Annotated in this window: 22 protein-coding genes; 12 read left to right on the top strand and 10 right to left on the bottom strand. The window is 45.2% G+C overall.

Annotation, left to right across the window (positions count from 1 at the left end; all coding sequences use genetic code 11):
- Nucleotides 1–144: 144 nt before the first annotated feature.
- On the bottom strand, nt 145–783 hold the full coding sequence (locus ACZ5QV_RS13085; protein ID WP_464600220.1) for a DUF4145 domain-containing protein: 639 nt from the start codon (nt 781–783) through the stop codon (nt 145–147).
- Nucleotides 784–1,018: 235 nt separating this feature from the next.
- On the opposite strand from ACZ5QV_RS13085, the gene ACZ5QV_RS13080 reads away from it, so the two are divergent.
- A complete protein-coding gene (locus ACZ5QV_RS13080; RefSeq protein ID WP_464600219.1) occupies nt 1,019–1,591 on the top strand; it encodes a hypothetical protein in 573 nt (190 codons plus the stop codon).
- Between the two features lie 409 nt (nt 1,592–2,000).
- A complete protein-coding gene (locus tag ACZ5QV_RS13075) occupies nt 2,001–2,597 on the top strand; it encodes a flavodoxin family protein (protein WP_464600218.1) in 597 nt (198 codons plus the stop codon).
- A gap of 646 nt (nt 2,598–3,243) precedes the next feature.
- Here ACZ5QV_RS13075 and ACZ5QV_RS13070 read toward each other — a convergent pair.
- From ACZ5QV_RS13070 to ACZ5QV_RS13030, 9 genes are all read right to left on the bottom strand, one after another.
- Nucleotides 3,244–4,455, bottom strand: coding sequence for a digeranylgeranylglycerophospholipid reductase (locus ACZ5QV_RS13070; protein WP_464600217.1), 1,212 nt, complete (start codon nt 4,453–4,455; stop codon nt 3,244–3,246).
- The gene (locus ACZ5QV_RS13065; protein ID WP_464600216.1) at nt 4,452–4,628 is read right to left on the bottom strand and encodes a 4Fe-4S binding protein; all 177 of its coding nucleotides are present in this window, start codon (nt 4,626–4,628) and stop codon (nt 4,452–4,454) included. The genes ACZ5QV_RS13070 and ACZ5QV_RS13065 overlap by 4 nt, the downstream gene beginning before the upstream one ends.
- A 255-nt stretch (nt 4,629–4,883) precedes the next feature.
- Nucleotides 4,884–6,134, bottom strand: coding sequence for an RNA-guided endonuclease InsQ/TnpB family protein (locus ACZ5QV_RS13060; protein ID WP_464600215.1), 1,251 nt, complete (start codon nt 6,132–6,134; stop codon nt 4,884–4,886).
- Nucleotides 6,135–6,717: 583 nt separating this feature from the next.
- The gene (gene cofC, locus ACZ5QV_RS13055; RefSeq protein ID WP_464600214.1) at nt 6,718–7,341 is read right to left on the bottom strand and encodes a 2-phospho-L-lactate guanylyltransferase; all 624 of its coding nucleotides are present in this window, start codon (nt 7,339–7,341) and stop codon (nt 6,718–6,720) included.
- Nucleotides 7,342–7,458: 117 nt separating this feature from the next.
- A complete protein-coding gene (gene iscB, locus ACZ5QV_RS13050; RefSeq protein WP_464600213.1) occupies nt 7,459–8,703 on the bottom strand; it encodes an RNA-guided endonuclease IscB in 1,245 nt (414 codons plus the stop codon).
- Between the two features lie 266 nt (nt 8,704–8,969).
- Nucleotides 8,970–10,121, bottom strand: a complete 1,152-nt coding sequence (gene cofH, locus ACZ5QV_RS13045; protein ID WP_464600212.1) for a 5-amino-6-(D-ribitylamino)uracil--L-tyrosine 4-hydroxyphenyl transferase CofH — start codon at nt 10,119–10,121, stop codon at nt 8,970–8,972.
- Between the two features lie 715 nt (nt 10,122–10,836).
- Nucleotides 10,837–11,841 carry a 7,8-didemethyl-8-hydroxy-5-deazariboflavin synthase CofG gene (gene cofG, locus ACZ5QV_RS13040; RefSeq protein WP_464600211.1) on the bottom strand — a complete coding sequence of 335 codons (1,005 nt, stop codon included), beginning with the start codon at nt 11,839–11,841 and terminating at the stop codon, nt 10,837–10,839.
- Nucleotides 11,842–12,393: 552 nt separating this feature from the next.
- The gene (locus ACZ5QV_RS13035; RefSeq protein WP_464600210.1) at nt 12,394–13,689 is read right to left on the bottom strand and encodes a phytoene desaturase family protein; all 1,296 of its coding nucleotides are present in this window, start codon (nt 13,687–13,689) and stop codon (nt 12,394–12,396) included.
- Nucleotides 13,686–13,859 (bottom strand): 4Fe-4S binding protein, encoded by a 174-nt coding sequence (locus ACZ5QV_RS13030; RefSeq protein ID WP_464600209.1) that lies wholly within the window; start codon nt 13,857–13,859, stop codon nt 13,686–13,688. The genes ACZ5QV_RS13035 and ACZ5QV_RS13030 overlap by 4 nt, the downstream gene beginning before the upstream one ends.
- A gap of 1,114 nt (nt 13,860–14,973) precedes the next feature.
- Here ACZ5QV_RS13030 and ACZ5QV_RS13025 point away from each other — a divergent pair.
- From ACZ5QV_RS13025 to fpoK, 10 genes are read left to right on the top strand one after another with little or no spacing between them, the layout of a single operon-like run.
- Nucleotides 14,974–15,150 (top strand): hypothetical protein, encoded by a 177-nt coding sequence (locus tag ACZ5QV_RS13025; protein WP_464600208.1) that lies wholly within the window; start codon nt 14,974–14,976, stop codon nt 15,148–15,150.
- Between the two features lie 4 nt (nt 15,151–15,154).
- Nucleotides 15,155–15,529 carry a F420H2 dehydrogenase subunit FpoA gene (gene fpoA / locus ACZ5QV_RS13020; protein ID WP_464600207.1) on the top strand — a complete coding sequence of 125 codons (375 nt, stop codon included), beginning with the start codon at nt 15,155–15,157 and terminating at the stop codon, nt 15,527–15,529.
- Complete coding sequence (gene fpoB, locus ACZ5QV_RS13015) at nt 15,517–16,074, top strand: F(420)H(2) dehydrogenase subunit B (RefSeq protein WP_464600206.1); 558 nt, start codon at nt 15,517–15,519, stop codon at nt 16,072–16,074. The genes fpoA and fpoB overlap by 13 nt, the downstream gene beginning before the upstream one ends.
- A gap of 33 nt (nt 16,075–16,107) precedes the next feature.
- Nucleotides 16,108–16,584 carry a F420H2 dehydrogenase subunit FpoC gene (fpoC, locus tag ACZ5QV_RS13010; protein WP_464600205.1) on the top strand — a complete coding sequence of 159 codons (477 nt, stop codon included), beginning with the start codon at nt 16,108–16,110 and terminating at the stop codon, nt 16,582–16,584.
- A 9-nt stretch (nt 16,585–16,593) separates the two neighbouring features.
- Nucleotides 16,594–17,718, top strand: a complete 1,125-nt coding sequence (fpoD, locus tag ACZ5QV_RS13005) for a F420H2 dehydrogenase subunit FpoD (RefSeq protein WP_464600204.1) — start codon at nt 16,594–16,596, stop codon at nt 17,716–17,718.
- Between the two features lie 5 nt (nt 17,719–17,723).
- The gene (gene fpoH / locus ACZ5QV_RS13000) at nt 17,724–18,761 is read left to right on the top strand and encodes a F420H2 dehydrogenase subunit FpoH (RefSeq protein ID WP_464600203.1); all 1,038 of its coding nucleotides are present in this window, start codon (nt 17,724–17,726) and stop codon (nt 18,759–18,761) included.
- Between the two features lie 4 nt (nt 18,762–18,765).
- Nucleotides 18,766–19,176, top strand: coding sequence for a F420H2 dehydrogenase subunit FpoI (fpoI, locus tag ACZ5QV_RS12995; RefSeq protein WP_464600202.1), 411 nt, complete (start codon nt 18,766–18,768; stop codon nt 19,174–19,176).
- Complete coding sequence (locus ACZ5QV_RS12990; RefSeq protein WP_464600201.1) at nt 19,173–19,463, top strand: NADH-quinone oxidoreductase subunit J; 291 nt, start codon at nt 19,173–19,175, stop codon at nt 19,461–19,463. The genes fpoI and ACZ5QV_RS12990 overlap by 4 nt, the downstream gene beginning before the upstream one ends.
- Nucleotides 19,453–19,704, top strand: a complete 252-nt coding sequence (fpoJ, locus tag ACZ5QV_RS12985; RefSeq protein ID WP_464600200.1) for a F420H2 dehydrogenase subunit FpoJ — start codon at nt 19,453–19,455, stop codon at nt 19,702–19,704. The genes ACZ5QV_RS12990 and fpoJ overlap by 11 nt, the downstream gene beginning before the upstream one ends.
- Nucleotides 19,701–20,003, top strand: a complete 303-nt coding sequence (fpoK, locus tag ACZ5QV_RS12980) for a F420H2 dehydrogenase subunit FpoK (protein ID WP_464600199.1) — start codon at nt 19,701–19,703, stop codon at nt 20,001–20,003. Before fpoJ ends, fpoK begins: the two co-directional genes overlap by 4 nt.

Genomic DNA, 20,003 nt, shown 5'->3' with positions numbered 1-20,003 from the left:
TTTTTGTATTGGAAGTTAGTTATTGAAAATCGGTTGTAAAATTACTTCCAATAAATGAACCAAAAAGATTTGGATGTGTATGTTTTCCCAACCACTATCTTCAGAATTTTAAAGCTGAGTGTATAAGCCCACTACAAAATAAAATCATTTACAATCTCTATTTAGGATTCCATCTTTCTTTTTTTGAGGAATTCCTTCAAACAGTTCATCAATCTCCATCGGTGCAATAATCATATGATACACAATTAGATTCATCAAACCAAACAATTTTAAAACCGTTTTACTGTCATTTTTCAAGTCGATTTCTTCTGGATGAACAGCTTCATTTCCATACACTCGTAAAGAATCAAATGCCTTCTGAATCCCTAAAGGTAAACCTTTTTTTACCAAATTCTTAATATCCTGGTTAATGTTTTTACCTGGTTCTCCCAAATGTTTCATCAGCTTTTGTAGTGCAAGTCTTAGTAAAGCAGCAGCAGATCTTGGAGAAAGTCCAACTATAAGCCTAGCTTCTAAATAATCATCCTTTACATCACATGGCATCTCATCATAAGGAAAAGGAGCTAAAGAACCCAAAGGATATACAAGTTTTTGATTTAACCAAATACAAATTCCATTACAATCATCATTCAAACAGACATTGAATTTCAAGCAATCAACAAGGTAGGTTTCACCATCTACACAATCACTATATATATTATTCCACTGTTGTTGGGCGAGTACACCACAATGAGGACAAGTGAAAACAGACAAATTGAATTTGGGATTTACAAACTTGGCCATAAAAGAAACAAATTACAAACAACATTAAATAGTTTTTTAATTTGCATCGATACTTACAATTAAAGGTTTTTGTGCGTTCAGATAGAGCGGAAAGACAGTTTAGAAAGAATCAGAATGAAAAGTAATAAAAAACGCCCATGAATTTTCCATATTATAGGCACAAAAAATGAAAGTACGGTGGTACTTTCATGCTATATAGAAAGTTTTTTGAGTAAGATGTTTTACACTAAAACACATGGTAGATAATTACGATTTTGAAGTTTATGATATTGATATTGCTACACTTGATACTGAATGTTATCGTTGTAAGGATATATATGCTTATTTTGGGCTTACAATGTTTCATATTCAATGTTTGGAAAGAACTTTATCCATGCTTAGCGCCACAGTATACAATTCTAATGTAAACCTCATTAATAGACCTCAGTTTGACTGCCTTCTTGAAGCTAATTTTGGAAAGACGCTCGGTCAACTAATAAAAAACATCAAAAGATCAGTGGATTTGCCAGATGGTTTTGAAAACAAGCTTTCTGAAGCATTGAAAAAAAGAAATTTTTTGACACATAATTATTTTTGGGAACGTTCTTTGAAATTCAGCCACAAACGGGGTCAAGAAGAAATGATCGAAGAACTTAGTAAATCTTGTGTTTATTTTGAAGAATTAGATCAGGAATTAGAGATTGTTTTAAGAAAATGGATGAATTGTCGAGGTATAAATAAAGAGTCTATTACTAAAATTATGGATAAGTTACGTTCTGTAGAAGTCAAAGATAATGAATCTATTAAACAGGTTTTACAGAAAATATAAGTCACTACCTACTTTTTCTTTGTGTTCTCACGAAAAGGCCGGTCGCAGGCGACCGTTGAGATCCCCGTTTTCTCTTTTCGAAATTTTTAATGATTGCCGGAATCTGGATCAATCCGTAAAAATGGCCCCCTGGTCAAAGTGAAGAACCGTAAATATCAAAACCGGCCCACGGCGTTGAAGGCCCGACAACCTTTGAAAAACAGAAAAACAATATTTGGCCAGTTTTGGCGAAAAGCTTTTTGAGTCGCCTGGCCCGTTTTTCTGAGCTGCATTTTTTTGTTTTACCGGAGCAGGGTTGATTGCTGAGTTTCAGAAAAAACGGCCCCTCACCAGCCGATTGAGTAGGCCAAACTTTTCAATCCTTTCAGGAACTTACTTAATCCGCCAGCCTGTAGTTTGATATGATAATATGAATGCCGTAAAAATACTCGGAGTTTCAGGCTCCCCCAGAAAAGGCGGAAATACCGACATCCTGCTCGACAGCTTTTTAAAAGGAGCGGAATCAGCAGGAGCTGAAACGAAAAAAGTCATGTTAAGGGAATATTCGATCGAGTCCTGCATCGGCTGCGAAGCGTGCAGGAAAGCCGGAACCTGTGCAAAATTCCATGACGGGATGAGTCTGCTCTATCCCGAAATAGAGGAAGCTAAAGGTCTTATTCTCGGCTCTCCAACCTACAATTACAACGTTACCGCGCCTATGAAAGCCTTCATCGACCGGCTCTACCCCTTCTACAATTTCACTGACGAACGCCCGGGACCTTATTCGAGCAAGCTTGGAGACCAGGGGAGAAAAGCCCTTGTTTTTACAGTCTGCGAGCAGCTGAAAATCGAAGAAATGGGTTTTACCTTAGAAGCACTCGGGATGCCCCTTGAAGCCCTGGGTTATGAGGTGGTGGAAAAGTTTCTGGCGCCTGGCCATTTTGCTAAGGCAGCGATTTCTAAAGATGAAGAAATTATAAGGAAAGCGTATGAGGCGGGGAAAAAAATGGCAGAGAGCCTTCAGTAATCGATGTTTTACAATAACAGGAAAAATATATGTGGTCGGTTTTGGTGAAAAGCTTTTCGAGTCGCATGGCCCGTTTTTCTGAAAGGTTCGAGACATGTTCATTCCGATCATGCAGAATTGATTGCAGAATCTCAGAAAACCGGGCCCTCAACGCCCATCAGAGCGGCCTTTCTCAAGAATGATACAAAACGGATGCATACTTTTCCACCGCAGTTTTTTGAGCGGAAATGGAGATTTCAGTATTCAAGGCAGGGTTTCTGCGAATTCTATTTTTTTCTTTGTGTCATCACGAAAAGGCCGTTCGCTGATGCGACCGGTGAGAGCACCGTCTCTTTCTCTTAAAATCATGAATGATTGCCGGAATCTGGATCAATCCGTAAAAATGGCCCCCTAGCCGAAGTGGAGAACTGTAAACATCAAAACCGGCCCGCGGGATTAAAAGGCCGACAACCTTTGAAAAACAGAAAAAATATATTTGGCCGGTTTTGGCGAAAAGTTTTTTGAGTATCCAGGCCCATTTTTCTGAGCTGCATTTTTTGTTTTACCGGGGCAGGGTTGATTGCTGAGTCTCAGAAAAACCGGGCATACAATTATAAAAAAATAATAAAAAAGAAATAAATAAAATAAAAAAAGAAAATGAATTTATTCAGAGGTTGTACTTCATAACATCCTTAAATAAAACCCTGAGGTCCCAGAGCAGTTTCTTGTTTGCCTTGAAGAGGGCCTGAAGGAGATCAAAGAGTCTCATCCTCTCGAACTTTATGCACTTCAGAGAATGGGCCAGAGCATTTAATTCGTTGTCATCCAGCTTGATGAAGCAGTTTTTCACGATAAGGCTCATATCGATATCGCGGCCCACTGTTTCTCTCCATCTCTTCTCATAGAGTTCTCCGAGTTTTTTCTCGGAGACGTCCCCTGCGGAAATGGCCTTGAAGGCTGCTTCCCCGGCGATTTTGCCTGCGTCCATGGCGTTTAAAATCCCGCCGCCTGTTATCGGGTCGGACTGGCGGGCAGCGTCTCCCACAAGTATGAGGCCGTTTGCGGAGGTCTTTTTAATGCTTCCGGAAACCGGGACTCCTCCCATGACTATCTCAAGGATTTTGCCTTCGGGCATGTACTTTTCCATGAAATTGTTGAGGTAATCTATGGGTCTGAGTTTAAATTTCCCGGTCCTGTTTCCGAGAATTCCTACCCCAACATTGGCCTTGCCCTCACCTTTCGGGAAAACCCAGACGTATCCGCCAGGGGAAATTTCATTTCCGATGTAAAACTGGCAGAACTTCTGGTCAATATCCAGGCCCGCAACCAGGTACTGGGCACAGGTCTCGACGTCGATGGGCTTGAGGGAGGTGTCTATCCCGGCCCAGCGCCCGATCTTGGATTCGATCCCATCTGCGCCGATTACGATATCCGCCCGGACCTCGAACTCTTTCCCGAGGTGCATAAGCTTTGCTCCCCGCACGAAACCGTCTTCTATAATCAGACCCGTTGCCCTGGTCTTGACCCTGACTTCGGCCCCGGCCTTTGCAGCGTTTTCTGCCAGGAAGCGGTCAAAGAGCTTTCTTTCAAGCACGTAACCGACTTCTCCCCCCGCAATCTCCTCGGCCATCTCCACCATGGTCCCGTCAGGGGCATAAATCCGGGAACCTTTCAGGTCGGCACAGATCCACTGTTTGTTAATTTCAACATGGTTTTTCAGATACTCTTTCCCGACTCCTTCCGCGCAGCGCACAGGATCTCCGATCCCCTGACGCTTTTCGATCAAAAGTACGTCAAGCCCTTTCTCAGCTGCGGTTTTTGCAGTAATGGAACCTGCAGGTCCGGCTCCTACCACTATAATATCGTAGCGGTCTTTCATTTTATTACCTCAATTGCTCCAACAGGGCAGATTCGGTCACATGTTCCACATGATATACACATGCTTTCATCGACCTCCAACCAGGTCTCTACAAGTTCGAGTGCCCCACTGGGACAAACTCCTACACAAGTACCACAATATCCGCACTTGTATCTGTTTATGCTTATGCTCACCAGCTCACCTGCAATAATTAAAAGGAAATTTTGGATTTTTTACTAAAAATTCTGAAGATCTCGTAATAGTTTTCAAAATATTAATGTGAATAGTGAATGAAGAATCAAAGTAAATTATAACGTTTAAAGTAAAGCTCGTATGTGAACTACCCCCACCTGTCAGCCTTCGGCTGTCGTGTTAAACCATAGGTTTAACAGGAGTTTCTAATATTCAATTAGAAACACCGAGGAAGGGGCTTCCTTCGAGTACTTGAATCATTTAGGAATTGGTTCTAAGAACTCAATCCCTATCTTCAAGCCTGTTTGTCGAAGATTATCGGCAAAGTACCGATAGCCCGTCCATAAGGCATTCTGTGATAGGAAACGTTCCATTATATTTATCGCACTGTTTCTATCTCGGTCGATTTCGTTTCCACAATCACATTTCATAGTTCTTTCCCATAAAGGCATATTATGTCGTTTTTTACAGACATAGCATTCTTTAGAGGTATAACTTTCATCAATTCTTATTGTTTTCTTACCTATTTTTTCCGCTTTGTAGGTTAAGAATTCGATGAAACGGGAAAGATACCCCTGATTTTGAGTAGACCTATTTATGCCCTTCTTTCTCTTGCCTTTGTACTTTTTAGATTTTGCCATTTTTTTGACACTGAGCTTCCCCACGATGATAGTATTCGATTTTGTGTTCTCAACCATCGTTTTAGAAAGCTTATGCTGAAAGTCTTTTATTTGATTGGACTTTTTCTTTTCCATTTTCCGGTAAATTCGATGAAGTACCCACCACCTTTTACTATGTTTTTTGCAGTGATCCCGGCGGGACTTAATACTGTCCATTTTTTTATTCCAGTACTTATCAGGCCGTGGAGTTACGACTTCAAAAAATTTACCTTCGGAGTTAACTGCGGTTACGGTTTTTGTAATCCCTAAATCAATCGCCTGATATAATCCATTATCCTTATATGTTAGTTCTGGCTCATAATCGAAAACGATCGATATGAAAAATTCCCCTCTTGCCTTATAAGGATCAGAATTATATATTTCAACCTGTTTTATATTAAGGTTGTCGTACTCAGACCCGATTTTAAAGGATAAAGGTACATCATTTACCTTATGTGATAATTTTATAATTCCGTCCTTAACCTTGAATCCTGATTGATTATATTTCAAATTCTGTAAGTACTTGTATCCTCTGAAATTCGGAGGACGAGACGACTTATCGCCATTCTTTACAAGTGCAAAAAATGATTTATAATTTGCATCAAGTGTCCTTAATGTTCCTTGAAGGACTTTTGAATATACTTTTTTGTATTCTGGAAAACGCTCTTTAAGTTCGGGGAGCTTATTCTGCTGTTCGACATAACCGATTGAATTTCTTTTCGTAGTCCATGCCTCTTTACGTTCTGCAAGTGCAAAATTATAGATATTCCGGCATAGCTCTGAAATGGTCCAGAGGACATCGACCTGTTCCTCTAAGGGGTGGATTTTGACTTTGTTGGTTAGGTGCATGTGAACACCATATAAAAGCTTTAATATTATGTGAATATATTATATATATTTATATTATATGAGATATTTATGAATGATCCGCCCGTTCTGGTATATTGGCAGTGTGATATATTTAAACCGGCCCCAGTAGTCTCGACGCATTCATCCCCCACCTGCCAGCCTCCGGCTGTCGTGTTAAACCGCAGGTTTAACAGGAGTTTCTAATCTTTGATTAGAAACATCGAGGAAGGAGACTTCTGCTGTCTGAGTTAAAGTCAATTGTGCACTTATAATACAAGTAACCGATGTTCGGTGTGTATTTTTTTCCTCGACAGATTTTTTCGATTGGCCCCTTTTAAATATAATTTCGCAGGATAGCATTTAAGTTTTTTCAGGAACATAGTACCTTCTCTTTCTAAACGATTAATTGTTCCGGCAGGCTCCCTGTTTGGACATAGAACAGACCTGTTTGATAGATGGGGTGCAATAAAAAATGGTAGTTGACAACTGGCCAGCCCTACAAAAAACGAAAACATCCTGGAAACTTTTTCCCGGACCGGGCCTCTTCTGCATGAGTTTTTTCGGACCCGATCCTTATTGTTTCTCAGACATGCTCCAGTTTAACCCGGCCCCTGCTTATTTCAAAATTGAACTTCCGGTCGATATACTCCCTGGCAGGGCCTTTTCCATGCACGAGCAGTTCCACAAGATCCTCGGGTTCATCGATATCCGTGCTCGCAAGGAGGGAATCGTAGACCTCAAAGCTCTGGCCTCCGGCCTCCGCAATTGCGCAGTGAGTTAAAAAACTTGAGCCATAATACCTGACCTGAAAACGGGAAGGGTTCTTTATGAAAATAAGGTTAGTACCCCCGCCTTTTCCGGGCACGATGCAGATGTCCCGTTCGGTAGCTACGATTTCTCTTATATGTGTGGCCAAGAGCAGGGGCAGGTCGGCCATGATGATCAGGACCGGCTCGCTGACTTTCCCCAGGTAGGTGTTCAGGGCCTCATTCAGGTCAGCCTCATCTATAATAACCCCGGGCTGCACATCCTCAAGCCCGTAAGTCGAAGGACTTATAATATCGATATTTTCAATCCCTGCCTCCCGGAGGGTCTCCATCACTGAATTTAACATCAGCCCCACGAACTCCTCCCGCTCCCGCAGGCTCAGGATCGAGGACAGGCGGGACTTTGCGCCGGTTTTCTTATAAGGGATAACGGCTCTCATCTGAACTCCTTCAAATATTTCGTTTTTTATTTTTATTTATTTAAAATTTTTCTTTTTCTACTCTGGTGGTTCTTTACTTCAAAATCGTGGACCTGAAACAACAAACTTCACGATTCCTCAGGCAGGAAGCCCGGTTGCTTTAGCGCCGGGAGGAATGCCGTACTCCTCTGCCATTCTTTTTCCTTCTTTGTTCTTAATGTCAAAACTGCCCGATTTCCTACAAGCAATGGAGCCAAACCAGATTCCTTTATACTTCCCTCTGGGTACAACGGCTTTGATTGTATCGCCAGTTTGAAATCCGAAAAAGGTTTTTTGCCGGGGCAAGTATGACCGTGGAAAGCCGTACTTATCGAGATTTGTTCTTTTGTACTGTCCTCTTCCCTTTGTTTTGATGTGCAGTACGCTATTTGTTGCAAACCTGATTGTTTCTGGTGTGGATTCGCCTACAAAAACAGCATCAAAATGGTGATCCTTTTGAATTCCTGCTTTGATCCAGTTCATTTTTGTTCTTGCACCCGTACCGCATTCTACAGGAAGGCCCGTTCTCGTCAAGACTTCAAAAACTTTCCATCTGGTAGCATTTACAATCGCAGCATCTTTAAGCGGTTTTTTGGCCAGGTTATGCACTTCCGGATGTCCGAATTCTTCCGCCGTTCTGTTTCCTTTCTTCTGGTTGCATTCTCTGCAAGCTAAAGTTAGGTTAGAAATCCTGCTTGAGCCGTCTCTACTTTTAGGAATAATATGCTCAATTTCTAAAGGAACGTTTTCAGCTCCGCAGTACACACATTTTCTACCAAATTTTTCAAGCAGGTATTCCCGGACCTCATAACCTTGCAGCTCTCCCTGCTGATACTCAATTCCACTTATCTCAGGGTTTTGCATGAGTTGAGTATCAAACTTGCAGTTTTCATAGGAAATATGTGTCAGTGGGCATAGTTTCCTGAGCCTATCGGCCCAATTTCCTATGTTATCTACACGGCTTTGCAGGGATGGAAGCAGCCAGCCTTCCCTTCTTTTCCGGTTCATGAACCTCGGTTTTCTGTATCTGGTTTTGCGGTTTCTTCGGGTTCTCCTCATTGCTCTTCTGTCATCAAGTTTCGTTTTAATTCCTGTCCTGTGATGCAGTTGGGCCGTCCAGACTACCGTTGAACCGTTCAGGATAGCAAGGCCAGTATGACGGCTTCCATAATCTATTTTGAGCCGAAATTCTGAATTGTCCTTAGACTCTTTCAGCTCTTTGAGTCGGATTGTAAAGGGATATTTTTTGTGAATAACCGCTTTTCCCGCTTTAAGCAGTTTTCTTGCAACTGCTTCGTGGCAGGGACTTAAAGGCTCTTTGTTCTTGTTTAGTACGAATGTCATATTTGGATTTCTCCGCTCTGCTTTGGAAACGAATTTCCGCGGCAGGTAACGCAATTTTTAAATTGTCTCCCCTCGCCAATGTTGGAAATGCTTGTCATGCGTAGTACACCGTCCCTACCTCCCAGGACTTTTAATACTACACGATAGAGCTGCAAACTGAGGAAGCATTTGCAGGTATCATGACATTTTCAACGTAGTCAATTAAGACTTAGGCTGGTCAACCAGGGCTTATACAAGCCCCATTGCTTCAGCGTGGGGTAGTTGACTCATTCTCCACTACCGATTCCCTGTTTACCCCGGTTCCGGACCAGAGCAGTTTTCGGCTCCCTGGCTTCAACATGTCTGTAAAGGGTGTCCCTCTGCATCGGGATTTTTCCGGATTTCTTTATCATCCACTCGAATTCCTGCGGAGTGACTAATTCTCCATTGCTGCCCCCGGCAGCCGTTGAGATCTGGTCTTCGGTCAGGGTCCCCCCGAAGTCGTTGGCTCCACAGCTCAGGGCCACATGAGCAAGCTTTTTCCCTAGTTTTACCCAGGTCGCCTGGATGTTGTCCACATGAGTATGGAGGATCACTCTGGAAATCGCAATGAGTTGCAGGTCCTCAAGCCCGGTGCTGCTGAACTTACCCGAAGCCAGCATCTGTTCTCCGATCCTGTTATTGTAGGGCAAAAAAGACATGGGAATGAATTCGGAAAAGCCGCCTGTTTCCTGCTGTATTTCCCTGATCGTAAAAATATGGTCCAGGCGTTCTTCCAGGGTCTCGACATGCCCGTACATGATGGTTGCGTTTGTGGAAATCCCTGCTTTATGGGCCATACTTACGGTATCGATCCACTGTTGAGTACTGATCTTGCTCGGGCAGATAATTTTCCGAACCCTGTCGGACAGGATCTCCGCCGAAGTCCCTGTGAGGGAATCAAGCCCGCTTTTCTTAAGTTTCCCGAGGGCTTCTTCCACGGACATGCCAGAAATTCCCGCCGCGTAGTTTACTTCCATGGGGGAAAAGGCGTGGACACAGAGGTCAGGAAACTCGGCTTTCAGAGACTCGATAATCTCCAGGTAAAACTCCATATCAGCTTCCGGGGTGTAACCTCCCTGGATGCAGACCTCAACCGCGCCTGTATTCCAGGCTTCTTCGGCCTTTGCCAGGATTTCCTCCACGCTCAGGATGTAACCCTTGTTTGTCCTGTAAGCGCAGAACCCGCAGTTTCCGATACATTTGTTTGTGATGTAGATATTTCGGTTCACCACGTAGGTTACCACGTCGCCCACGGCAAGAGCCCGCAGTTCATCGGCAAGTTTAAAAAGCTCAAAGGGGTTGCCTGCAAGCAGGAGCATGGCGTCTTCTTTCGTGCATTTCCCCTGGTAGGCCCTTTCCATGACATCATCAGGGATTGTCATTCCGGTTGTTATCATCCTGATCTTTCCTGTGTTTGTTTTTTTAAGAATGAAGCAAAGAGGGTCCCTGAGGCTTTAGCTCAGGGATAATTGACATTATAGTCAAGAACACAATGTCCTTAATAAACTCATCTCAGGTCTCATAAACATGGAAATTTAACTCATCTTAGTCTCATAACCACGGAAATACACGGAAGGACACGGAAACCGGCCTGAAGGCCGGTGGATTGCCGGGTCACTAAAATAAGCATTTCAAACAAATTAGGGATAAAACGCCAGAACAACCGTAATTGTTGTCTTCCTGCATTCTTTTTTCCGTGTGTTTCCGTGTCTTCCATGGTAGAAATTACGCACTGAGATAGGTGGTAGAAATTACGCACTGAAATAGGTGGTAAAAGTTACGCACTGAAATGGGTGGTAGAAATTACGCACTGAGATAGGTGGTAGAAATTACGCACTGAGATAGGTGGTAGGAGTTACGCACTTGATATATAAAACCCGGCATATGATAGTTTGGTGCTTCATCTTACCTCAGCAGGAGACCCTTTCCTCAAAAACCTGAGCCGTTAGGCAAAGGTTTTAGGTGGGGATAGTTGACACCTGCTGGTTTTTTGTTCAACTGCTTAAGTCCTATATGATTTTAATTTTCGCTATTCTTTCTGATTATTCGGAAGCTCCATATCCAGGAACTTCTCTCCGGGAAGCTGAAACCAGTTCGTTTATACCCTTCTGTCTATTTTCTATACCCTTCCGTGTCCGATAGCTTTTCTATCAACTTGCTTATCCGGGCCGAATACCAGCCTTTTTTGATGTACTGAGGATAGATGGGCAGGCGTTCCTTAAGAGGCATTGCTCCCAGTTTGGCCTGCAAGTCTTCCACGACCGGCCAGGCGGCTTCGGGGTTAATCCAGTCAATCGTAATCGGAGAAATCCCGCCAAGGTCCGTCACACCCTTTTCGATCAAAGTCTTCGGGTCGATCAGGTTCGGGGCGACCTGAACTGAGATGTCTTCAGGCAAAAGCTGCCGGGCCAGGACAACCGTATCCGTCATTTCTTCTTTTGTGGGCTCAGGCCAGCTTTCCATAAGAGTCCCGGGTTTTGGAGCGAAGTTCTGTATAATGACTTCCTGGATGTGCCCGTACTTTTCGTGCAGGCCGGAAATTGCCTCCAGAGACTCAACCCTGTCTTCCCGACTTTCTCCGATCCCTATAAGGAGGCCTGTTGTGTAGGGAATCTTTAGCCTTCCGGCATCCCGGATAGTTTCAAGTCTCCGCTCGGGAACTTTTCCGGGACAGTCTTTATGAGCTTCGAGGGCAGCCGTGGTCTCAAGCATCAGCCCCATGCTCGCGTTTACAGGTTTCAGGGCCTTTAACTCGGCCCGGGTCATGACCCCCGCATTCGTGTGCGGAAGAATTCCTATATCGATCGCGGCCTCGCAGAGATAAACAAGATATTCGATTGTGGAAGAATAACCGAGAGCCTCAAGCCATACCCTGTACTCGGGCAGTTCTTCCGCGTATTCCCCGAAAGTGAAGAGGGCTTCCGTACACCCCGCCTTCACCCCGTTTTTAAGGATAGGGATTAGTTCTTCCGGCTTCATGAGCCGGGCTCCGATTTGTCCGGGTTCCCGCCTGAACCCGCAGTAGGCGCAGTGGTTCCTGCAAACGTTGGTAACAGGAAGGAAGACGTTTTTTGTGTAGCTTACAAATCCTGGGTTTCTGGGGTGAATGCTAAACACCTGCTTGAATGATTTTTTTTAAATTTCAGGCTTTTATAGTCAGGTACCAAAATTCTCCAACTAATCTCGAAAGAATACTTAAACCACGGAAAGGCACGGAAAAGCACGGAAAAAGAATGTCGGAAGATGACAATTAAGGTTTCTCTGGTGTTTTTTAGTCCGCTTGAGCTTAGCGAAACGGACCCCGTGCTGTTGCGATTTCATCGCAACTCCCAGGAAATCTTCGATTTCCTGTGATCCCGAAGCGGAACTCGTGTCCCGAAGCGGAAATTGGGGAAGTATCAATCGAGGTTAGATATAATGCTGAGTGTAGATTTCCGGTAAATTCTTTCCGTGTCCTTCCGTGTGTTCCGTGGTTGAAAGTCCTCTTGCTAGCGATTCCGAATAGATAACTTCAATCGACACAGATATATACATACATGTCTGGTTTTCAGAATTATATTGGGTTATTGCCTTGCATTTTATACAAAAATTATAATTTTAAAGCTGAGGGAGTATATAAGATCTGAGATGAGTTTAAGATGAGTTATTTGGAACATTGCGTTCTTGATTTTAACCCAGAATTTTCTTCATGGTATCGACAACTCCAAGGGCTATTCCCTCGACTTCGATTCCTCCCCGGCCTTTGGCCCCGTCTCCGACAACGTAGAGCCCGGAAACCGGGGTCCCGTTTCCGACATCCGTGCCTGAAGCCGCCCGGTTAACCGGCCAGTCGTCATGGTAGGACTGTATGAACAGAACCCCGTATCTTTTGCCCGGGAAGATTTCCTTAAGGTCCGCAAGCCCGAGTTCGATTTCCTCCTCAAGGAACTTTACCCTCTCAGGACTTACGTGCTGGTGAGCCATGGTAAGGTGTTTTCCTGCCGGGGCGAGAGCCGGGTCAACGTGTGTAACCTCGTTAATCCCGTTAATCATTTTTGCGTAAGGAGTCAGGAGAACCCCCGAATGTCCTATAAGGGGTTCATCTGCCGCAAGACAGATCTTTATGCCGGCTGAGGGTTCCTGAGTTCCGGCCTGCTTGAGGTAAGCTTTCCAGCCTTCTACCTCCGGGCCTTTTTCCTTTTCTCCGCAGAGCCCTGCGGTTGCGGGGTGGCCTATGTCGCTGATTACCAGGTCGGCTTTTTCTCTACCGCCATCCACGATTAAGCCAACAGCCTTTCCGTTTTCGATCAGGATTTTCGAGACCTCGCTTTTTGTATGGACCTTTCCCCCGTTTGCCGTAATTACGGCTTCCAGGGCTTCGATTACGCCTTTACAGCCTCCCATGGGGATACCGGGGCCGCCATAGCGGTAGAGGTTTTCAATTATCTCGAAAGTCTCTTCCACGGAGATCTCCTCACTCTTTAAACTCAGAGACCAGCCACAGAAGGAATCCGCAAGTTTTACCAGCCAGTCGTCCTCGTCTTTGAGCTGGGCCTTGATCCAGGCCCTCAGGGAGCTTCCCGTGGGCCGGGTTCTCCTGGTACTTACAAGAAGATAGGCAATTTTCATACGGTCTTTTCTGGAGAGCCTGGAAGGAAACTCACTGAAGGGAATATCCCGAAAACCCTCTGTATAATCACTGCCCCCTTTTTCCAGAGGTACGCGCACCATTGTCAGGGGTTCCGAGCGCACGACCTTAACCTCAGCTCCTACTTCGGAAAGCAGGTGTGCAAGGGGACCTCCCGGACCATGGGGGAGCATATGAAAAGCCCCGCTGGAGAGCTGGAAGCCTTCGTATTCAAGGTTCGTGAACCTGCCTCCCGTGATGGGGAGCCTCTCAAAGACCTCTACCGCGTACCCGGCCTTTGAAAGCCTGGCCGCGCTCAAAAGTCCTCCAAGTCCGGCCCCGATTACCAGCGCTTTCATGCCGACACCTTAAGTTCAACTTCAATAGCTTTAACAGGGCAGTAGGAAGCACAGATCCCGCATTCCACACAGGCGTCTGTTATCCTGGCTTTTCCCAGGACTTCAATTGCATTTTTTTTGCAAAAGGCAGCGCACTGCCCGCATCCTACACAATTTTCGTTTACCCTCATGAGATAGCACCTGCCTCCCTATCAGGAAACGTATTATTATAATGTGTTGGTTCTTATAAACGGTTTCAAGGTGGTTTCAAGGTGGTTTTAAGGTGGTTTTAAGGTGGTTTTAAGGTGGTTTCAAGTTGGTTTCCGGGAAAGCCGGCCCAGTATGTTCTATAAACGCTGTATTATATATTATTATATATATTTTATTAATAGTAAATCCTCGCAGTTTTTAACTGCCAGTAACTTTACAAAAGGTATTGTAAATAATTTAATTCGTTTTTCAGACGATACGCCACACTCTACAAAATATATTATGAATCCGTGAAAATATATAAAAAGGTCCCCGATTTTATGGCCATTTTGTCATTATTAATAATAAAGTATTGGGAGGTTTTTTATAGCTATTAATATAATTACCCCTCGTATTCATTCCTCTATATTTAAGTTCTAAAATTAGCAAAATTAGCAAAATTAGCAAAATTCCTTTAAATAGGCTCTTCCGTGCACATTCTTTAATAATATATTTATTTAATGTATTATTCTGGAATATGTTGATAGTTGTGCCACAAGGTTCTGTTTTCTTCCGGGCGGGATCCGGAGGGTCAGAGTTCTAATTAATTATACTGAATATTTATATATTATTAATTATCTAGCAAATACCTATATATAAGTCCTCTATCATTTGCAGAATTATTAGTGGAAAATGGAATAATAATTATAGATTATCAATTATAATTACCTCCTAATAAGTTCCTGAACTTTCCCACTATATATTCGATCTGTAAAAGGGCTTACGACCTTGTTTCGGAGGGTGTATTCTCCGCTTCCGGGTTAATAAATTCACATATTAATGCCCAGGTTATAATAGACCTGCAGAGTTTCCAAGACTTGTTAAAGAATGTATATAGTTTAGGATTATCAAATACCTGCAATTTCAGATTATTGCACTTTTAAAGGTCAATAACCCCCCAATAAAGGGGGAGCTTGCTTCGGCAAGCCCTGATTGACCAGCCTGAGTCTTAATTGACTACGTTGAATATGTTATGATACATTTGGATGCTCCCTCAGTCCAATTCCCTATCGTGTAGTACTAAAAGTCCTGAGAGGTAGGGACGGTGTGCTACGCATGACAAGCAGATCCAACATTGGCCGAGGGAAAATAATTTCAAAAACTGCGTTGCCTGCTACGGGAACTTGTTTCAAAAGCAGAATAGAAAAATCCAAACGTGGAACGGAATGCCTGAAAGTTGACGGCATTCTTCCCATGATTAAAGTCGCAGGCATCCTGCCTGAGGAGTCGTGATATAATGGCTGGAATCATCGATAGTTACATACCAGTTGCCATATTCCTTGCCGTGGGCCTGATTATGCCGCCCGTGACAATGTTTTTAGTAAAGCAACTGAGTCCGAGAAGCAAGGCAGCAAACAAATACACAACATACGAATCAGGTTCGATTCCCACCGGGACTGCCAGGATCCAGTTTAATGTTGAATATTATCTCTATGCAATTGCTTTTGTCCTCTTTGATATTGAGGTGCTTTTCCTCTACCCCTGGGCCACGGTCTACAAGGGGCACGGGATTACCACAATCGCGGTTGTTGAGATGTTTGTCTTTGTTTTCATACTGCTTATCGGCTATCTCTATCTCTGGAAGAAGGAGGCCCTTACATGGGTGAAATAAAGTCAAAAAAAACGAGCGGAACAACAGAGGAAGATTCTATTGATGGAGTTCCCGGAGTGATTACAACCACCTCCGGAGCGATCAGTAACTTCCTCAAGAAAACAATAGCTCAGGACCTGATTAACTGGGGCCGGAAAAACTCGCTCTGGTTCATGACCCAGCCCATGGGCTGCTGTGGTGTGGAAATGATTGCCATGGGCTGTGCTCACTATGACACGGACCGTTTCGGGATCATTCCGAGAAACTCCCCCAGACAGGCAGACGTCATGCTCATCAGCGGGTACGTGACCAAAAAGTACCTGCCGGCTTTGCAAAGGCTCTGGGACCAGATGCCTGCCCCGAAATGGGTGCTCTGTCTTGGAGACTGTTCGATCAGCGGCGGGCCTTTCTACGAGTCCTATAGTACGGTTCAGAACATTGACGAGATATTCCCAATCGATGTTTTCGTTCCCGGTTGCCCCCCACGGCCTGAGGCCATGCTCCAGGGTTTTGTGGAACTTCAGGAAAAGATCAAGGCCAAAAAGGACCTGGGCACGGAATACTGAGGTTTTTCGGATCATTTTATTCGAGGAAAAATCATGGATGCCAGAACAATTATCGAATCATTAACCGGCAAGTTTCCTGAAATGATTTCGGAAGCCGAAATCAAATCCGAGATCCGCGTCCAGGCAAACGTGGACGGGGAAAAAGCAAAGGAAGTCTGTCAGTACCTGAAAGATTCCCTGCAGTTCGGCCACCTTGGCAGTGTTTGCGGAGTAGACTATCCCAAAAGAAACGAGATGGAAGTTGTCTACCATATCGCTTCCTACGACCATCCTGTGGTCCTGACGCTCAAGGCAGTGCTTTCCAGAGAAAGCCCGAAAATCGAGTCCGTTGTGCCGGTCTACTGGAACGCCAACTGGTATGAAAGGGAAACCTACGAACTCTACGGAATCGTATTCAAAAACCATCCGGACTTAAGGCCTCTGTTACTTCCAGAGGAAATGCTGGGTGAGTGGCCTCTTCGAAAAGACTACGAAGGGTTCCCGAACAAAACAGCCAGAAACCTGGTGTGAGGGAGAAAAATGGAAGAAAATGTCGGATCAGATGAAATGATCTTACACCTGGGTCCTCAGCACCCAATGCAGCCCGGTCCCTTCAGGCTTAACCTGAGGTTAAAAGGGGAATCCGTGCTGGATGCTGATGTGGAACTGGGTTACATTCACAAAGGAATTGAAAAAATCCTGGAGAATAAAACCTACCTTCAGGGAATTACAATCGTTGACAGGATCTGCTACCTTGTGGCCCTCACAAACGAGGAATGTTTTGTGGGCTGCGTGGAAAAACTTGCAGGAATCGAGGTTCCGAAAAGGGCTCAGTACATAAGAGTCATCATAGAAGAACTCTCAAGGCTCCAGAGCCATCTGCTCGGCCTGGGGGAATTCGGGGAATTCATCGGTTTCGTGTCAATGTTCATGTACACGATCAGGGAAAGAGAAGAAATCCTCGGCCTGATCGATATAGTCACGGGAGCCAGGGTTACACACACTTACCTCAGGTTTGGCGGAGTGCGAGAAGACCTTCCCGAAGGCTTTAAGGAAAAAACCCTTCCGGTCCTGAACTCCCTCAAGAAAACCATCAGCGACTACGAGGAAATGTTCAACTCGGACAGCATCTACAAGCAGAGGTCCATAGGGGTGGGAATCCTGACCGCCGATATTGCAAAAGACCTCGGGGTCTCGGGCCCGGCTCTCAGAGCAACGGGTGTTCCTTTCGATATAAGGAAGGACGAACCTTACCTGGTCTACGAAGACCTGGACTTCAAGGTCTGCACGGAAACCGCAGGAGACATCTTCGCAAGGATTCAGGTCAGGCTTAACGAGATGCGGGAAAGCATCTACCTTATTGAGCAGTGCCTTGACCAACTACCTTCAGGCCCGATCTTCCCGGTAAACACTCCCTATGGCAGGAGAACTCCCGTAATGAGAGTCCCGGCTGGCGAGGTTTACCACAGGGTCGAAGACCCGAGAGGCGAGATGGGCATGTACATGATCTCGGACGGCTCGGACAAACCCTACAGAGTAAAGGTCAGAGGCCCCGTTTTCCCGACTCTGCAGGCCCTGCCCCCCTTAATCATTGGGACCACGGTTGCGGATGTGGCAGCAATTGCAGGAAGCATGGACGGCTGCACCAGTGAAGCGGACAGGTGAGCGCAATGATAGAAATTCCTGAATTCATAGTTCCATTTTTTCCCTTAATCCGGGGCATTGTGGGGCTTGCACTTATAGGCGCCATTTTCCTCGGAGCAATGGGAGCTGTCTGGATTGAACGGAAACTTTCCGGAGATATCCAGCAAAGATACGGCCCCATGAGGGTAGGTAAATACGGGCTGCTCCAGCTTGTAGCCGACGCCATCAAGCTCTTCACAAAAGAAGACCTGATGCCTCGAAACGCTGACAAAATACTCTTTAAGAATGCCCCTATTTTCATGATGAGCTCGGTTTTCCTGATGCTTGTCGCAATCCCGGTCGGGGCTGTCTTCGTAAACGGAGTCGAATATCCGCTTGCGGTCACTGAAATAGACATCAGTATCCTCTACATCGAGGCAATGTCTGCAATCTCGATTTTCGGGATTTTCATGATGGCTTATGGATCCAACAACAAATACTCTCTTCTCGGGGCTTTCAGAAACTTTGCCCGCATGGTCGGGTATGAAGTGCCTCTCGGAATTACCATAATCAGTATTGTGGTAATGACAGGTTCCCTCAACATCGTGGAAATTGCTCAGGCCCAGGGCCTGCTCTGGAATATATTCTTGCAGCCACTCGGGTTTTTTGTTTTCTTTGTTGCCCTTATGGCCGACATGGGAAGACTCCCCTTTGACCAGAACGAATCCGAAGAAGAACTGGTCGCCGGCTGGGTTACCGAATACAGTGGAATGCGTTTCGGGCTTGGTTTCTTTGCCGAATACATCCACATGATCCTCGGGTCTTTCCTTGTGGCTCTGCTTTTCCTTGGTGGTTGGAACGTACCGGCTTTTGTCTCAAACAACGCTGTTTTAGGCCTGATCGCACCAACGTTCTTCCTGCTTATCAAAACCGTCCTTGTCCTCTGTACTATTGTCATGATGAGATGGGCTGTACCAAGGTACAGGATCGACCAGGTCATGGACCTGAGCTGGAAAAAACTCCTGCCTCTTTCCCTTCTGAACCTTGTCTGGGCAGTGGGGCTCGGGCTCTACCTGGGAGTGTAAAATAATGGTTTTTAAAAATATTAAATATGCGCTGAAAAACATCACAAAGCCCCCGGTAACCAGACTATTCCCGGAAGTTGAATCTCAGCTTCCCGACAGGTTCAGGGGTCTTCAGATCCTCGATAAAAGCAAGTGCATTGGTTGTGGGATCTGCGCCAACACCTGCCCTAACAACACAATCAGGATCGTAAAAGCTCCGATTGCCCCGGGCAGCACTAAAGAACGCTGGTTCCCGGAAATTGATATAGGTCACTGCCTCTTCTGCGGGCTCTGTATTGACCAGTGTCCAAAGGGCGCTCTTTCCAGCGGGAAAGAATACACTAAAGGAGTTGTCAAGTGGAAACACAAAGACATGCTCATGACCCCCGCCAAGCTGGCAAGAGAAGTTGACATTGATGAAGGTGATGAACGATGATAGGACTCGAAACCTTATGGGCCCTTCTTGAAATGGGAGCTTTTGGCCTGCTTTCCGGGGTAACGGTCTTCTTTGCAGTCCTTGTGGTTATCGCAAAGGACGTTGTAAGAGCCGGGCTTTCCCTTGTTGTATGCATGTTCGGCGTGGCCGCGCTTTACATCCTCTTAAACGCCCAGTTCCTCGGAGTTGTCCAGGTCCTGGTCTATATAGGAGCCATAGGTGTGCTGATTCTCTTTGCCGTGATGCTGACAAAACGTGAAATAGGAGGTGGATCAGGTGCAAAATAACAGACTCGCAGCCTTAGTGGTGTCCGTCCTTTTCCTGGCCATTGTGGTGCTTGGAGCTTTCGGGACGGCCTGGAACCCGGTCTCCCAGCTTCCAGGAAACCTTGAGGACCCCAGTAACATCGAAGGGCTTGGAATGCTGATTTTCACCCATTACGTGGTGCCCTTTGAGATCCTGTCCGTTGTCCTGCTCGCAACCCTGATAGGCGCAATCTATATGGCAAAAGGGGAGGGAAGTGAATGATTCCTTTAAGTTTCTACCTCGGCCTTTCAGCCCTGCTCTTCTCGATCGGGCTTTTTGGAGTAATGACACATAAAAGCGGTATCAGGCTTATCATGTGTATCGAACTTATGCTCAACGCCGCAAACCTGAACCTGGTGGCTTTTTCAAGTTACACGGACACTCTAAACGGACAGGTCTTTGCCCTCTTCTCAATCGCCCTTGCGGCAGCGGAAGCGGCAATAGGGTTTGCGATTTTCATGGCAATCTTCAGGATGCATGATAAGATCAACCTTGATGAGCTCAACCTTCTGAGGTGGTAA

The organism is Methanosarcina baltica (assembly GCF_055394095.1).
Note: the sequence above shows the minus strand (reverse complement) of the source record. Positions and strands in the feature narration are given on the sequence as shown.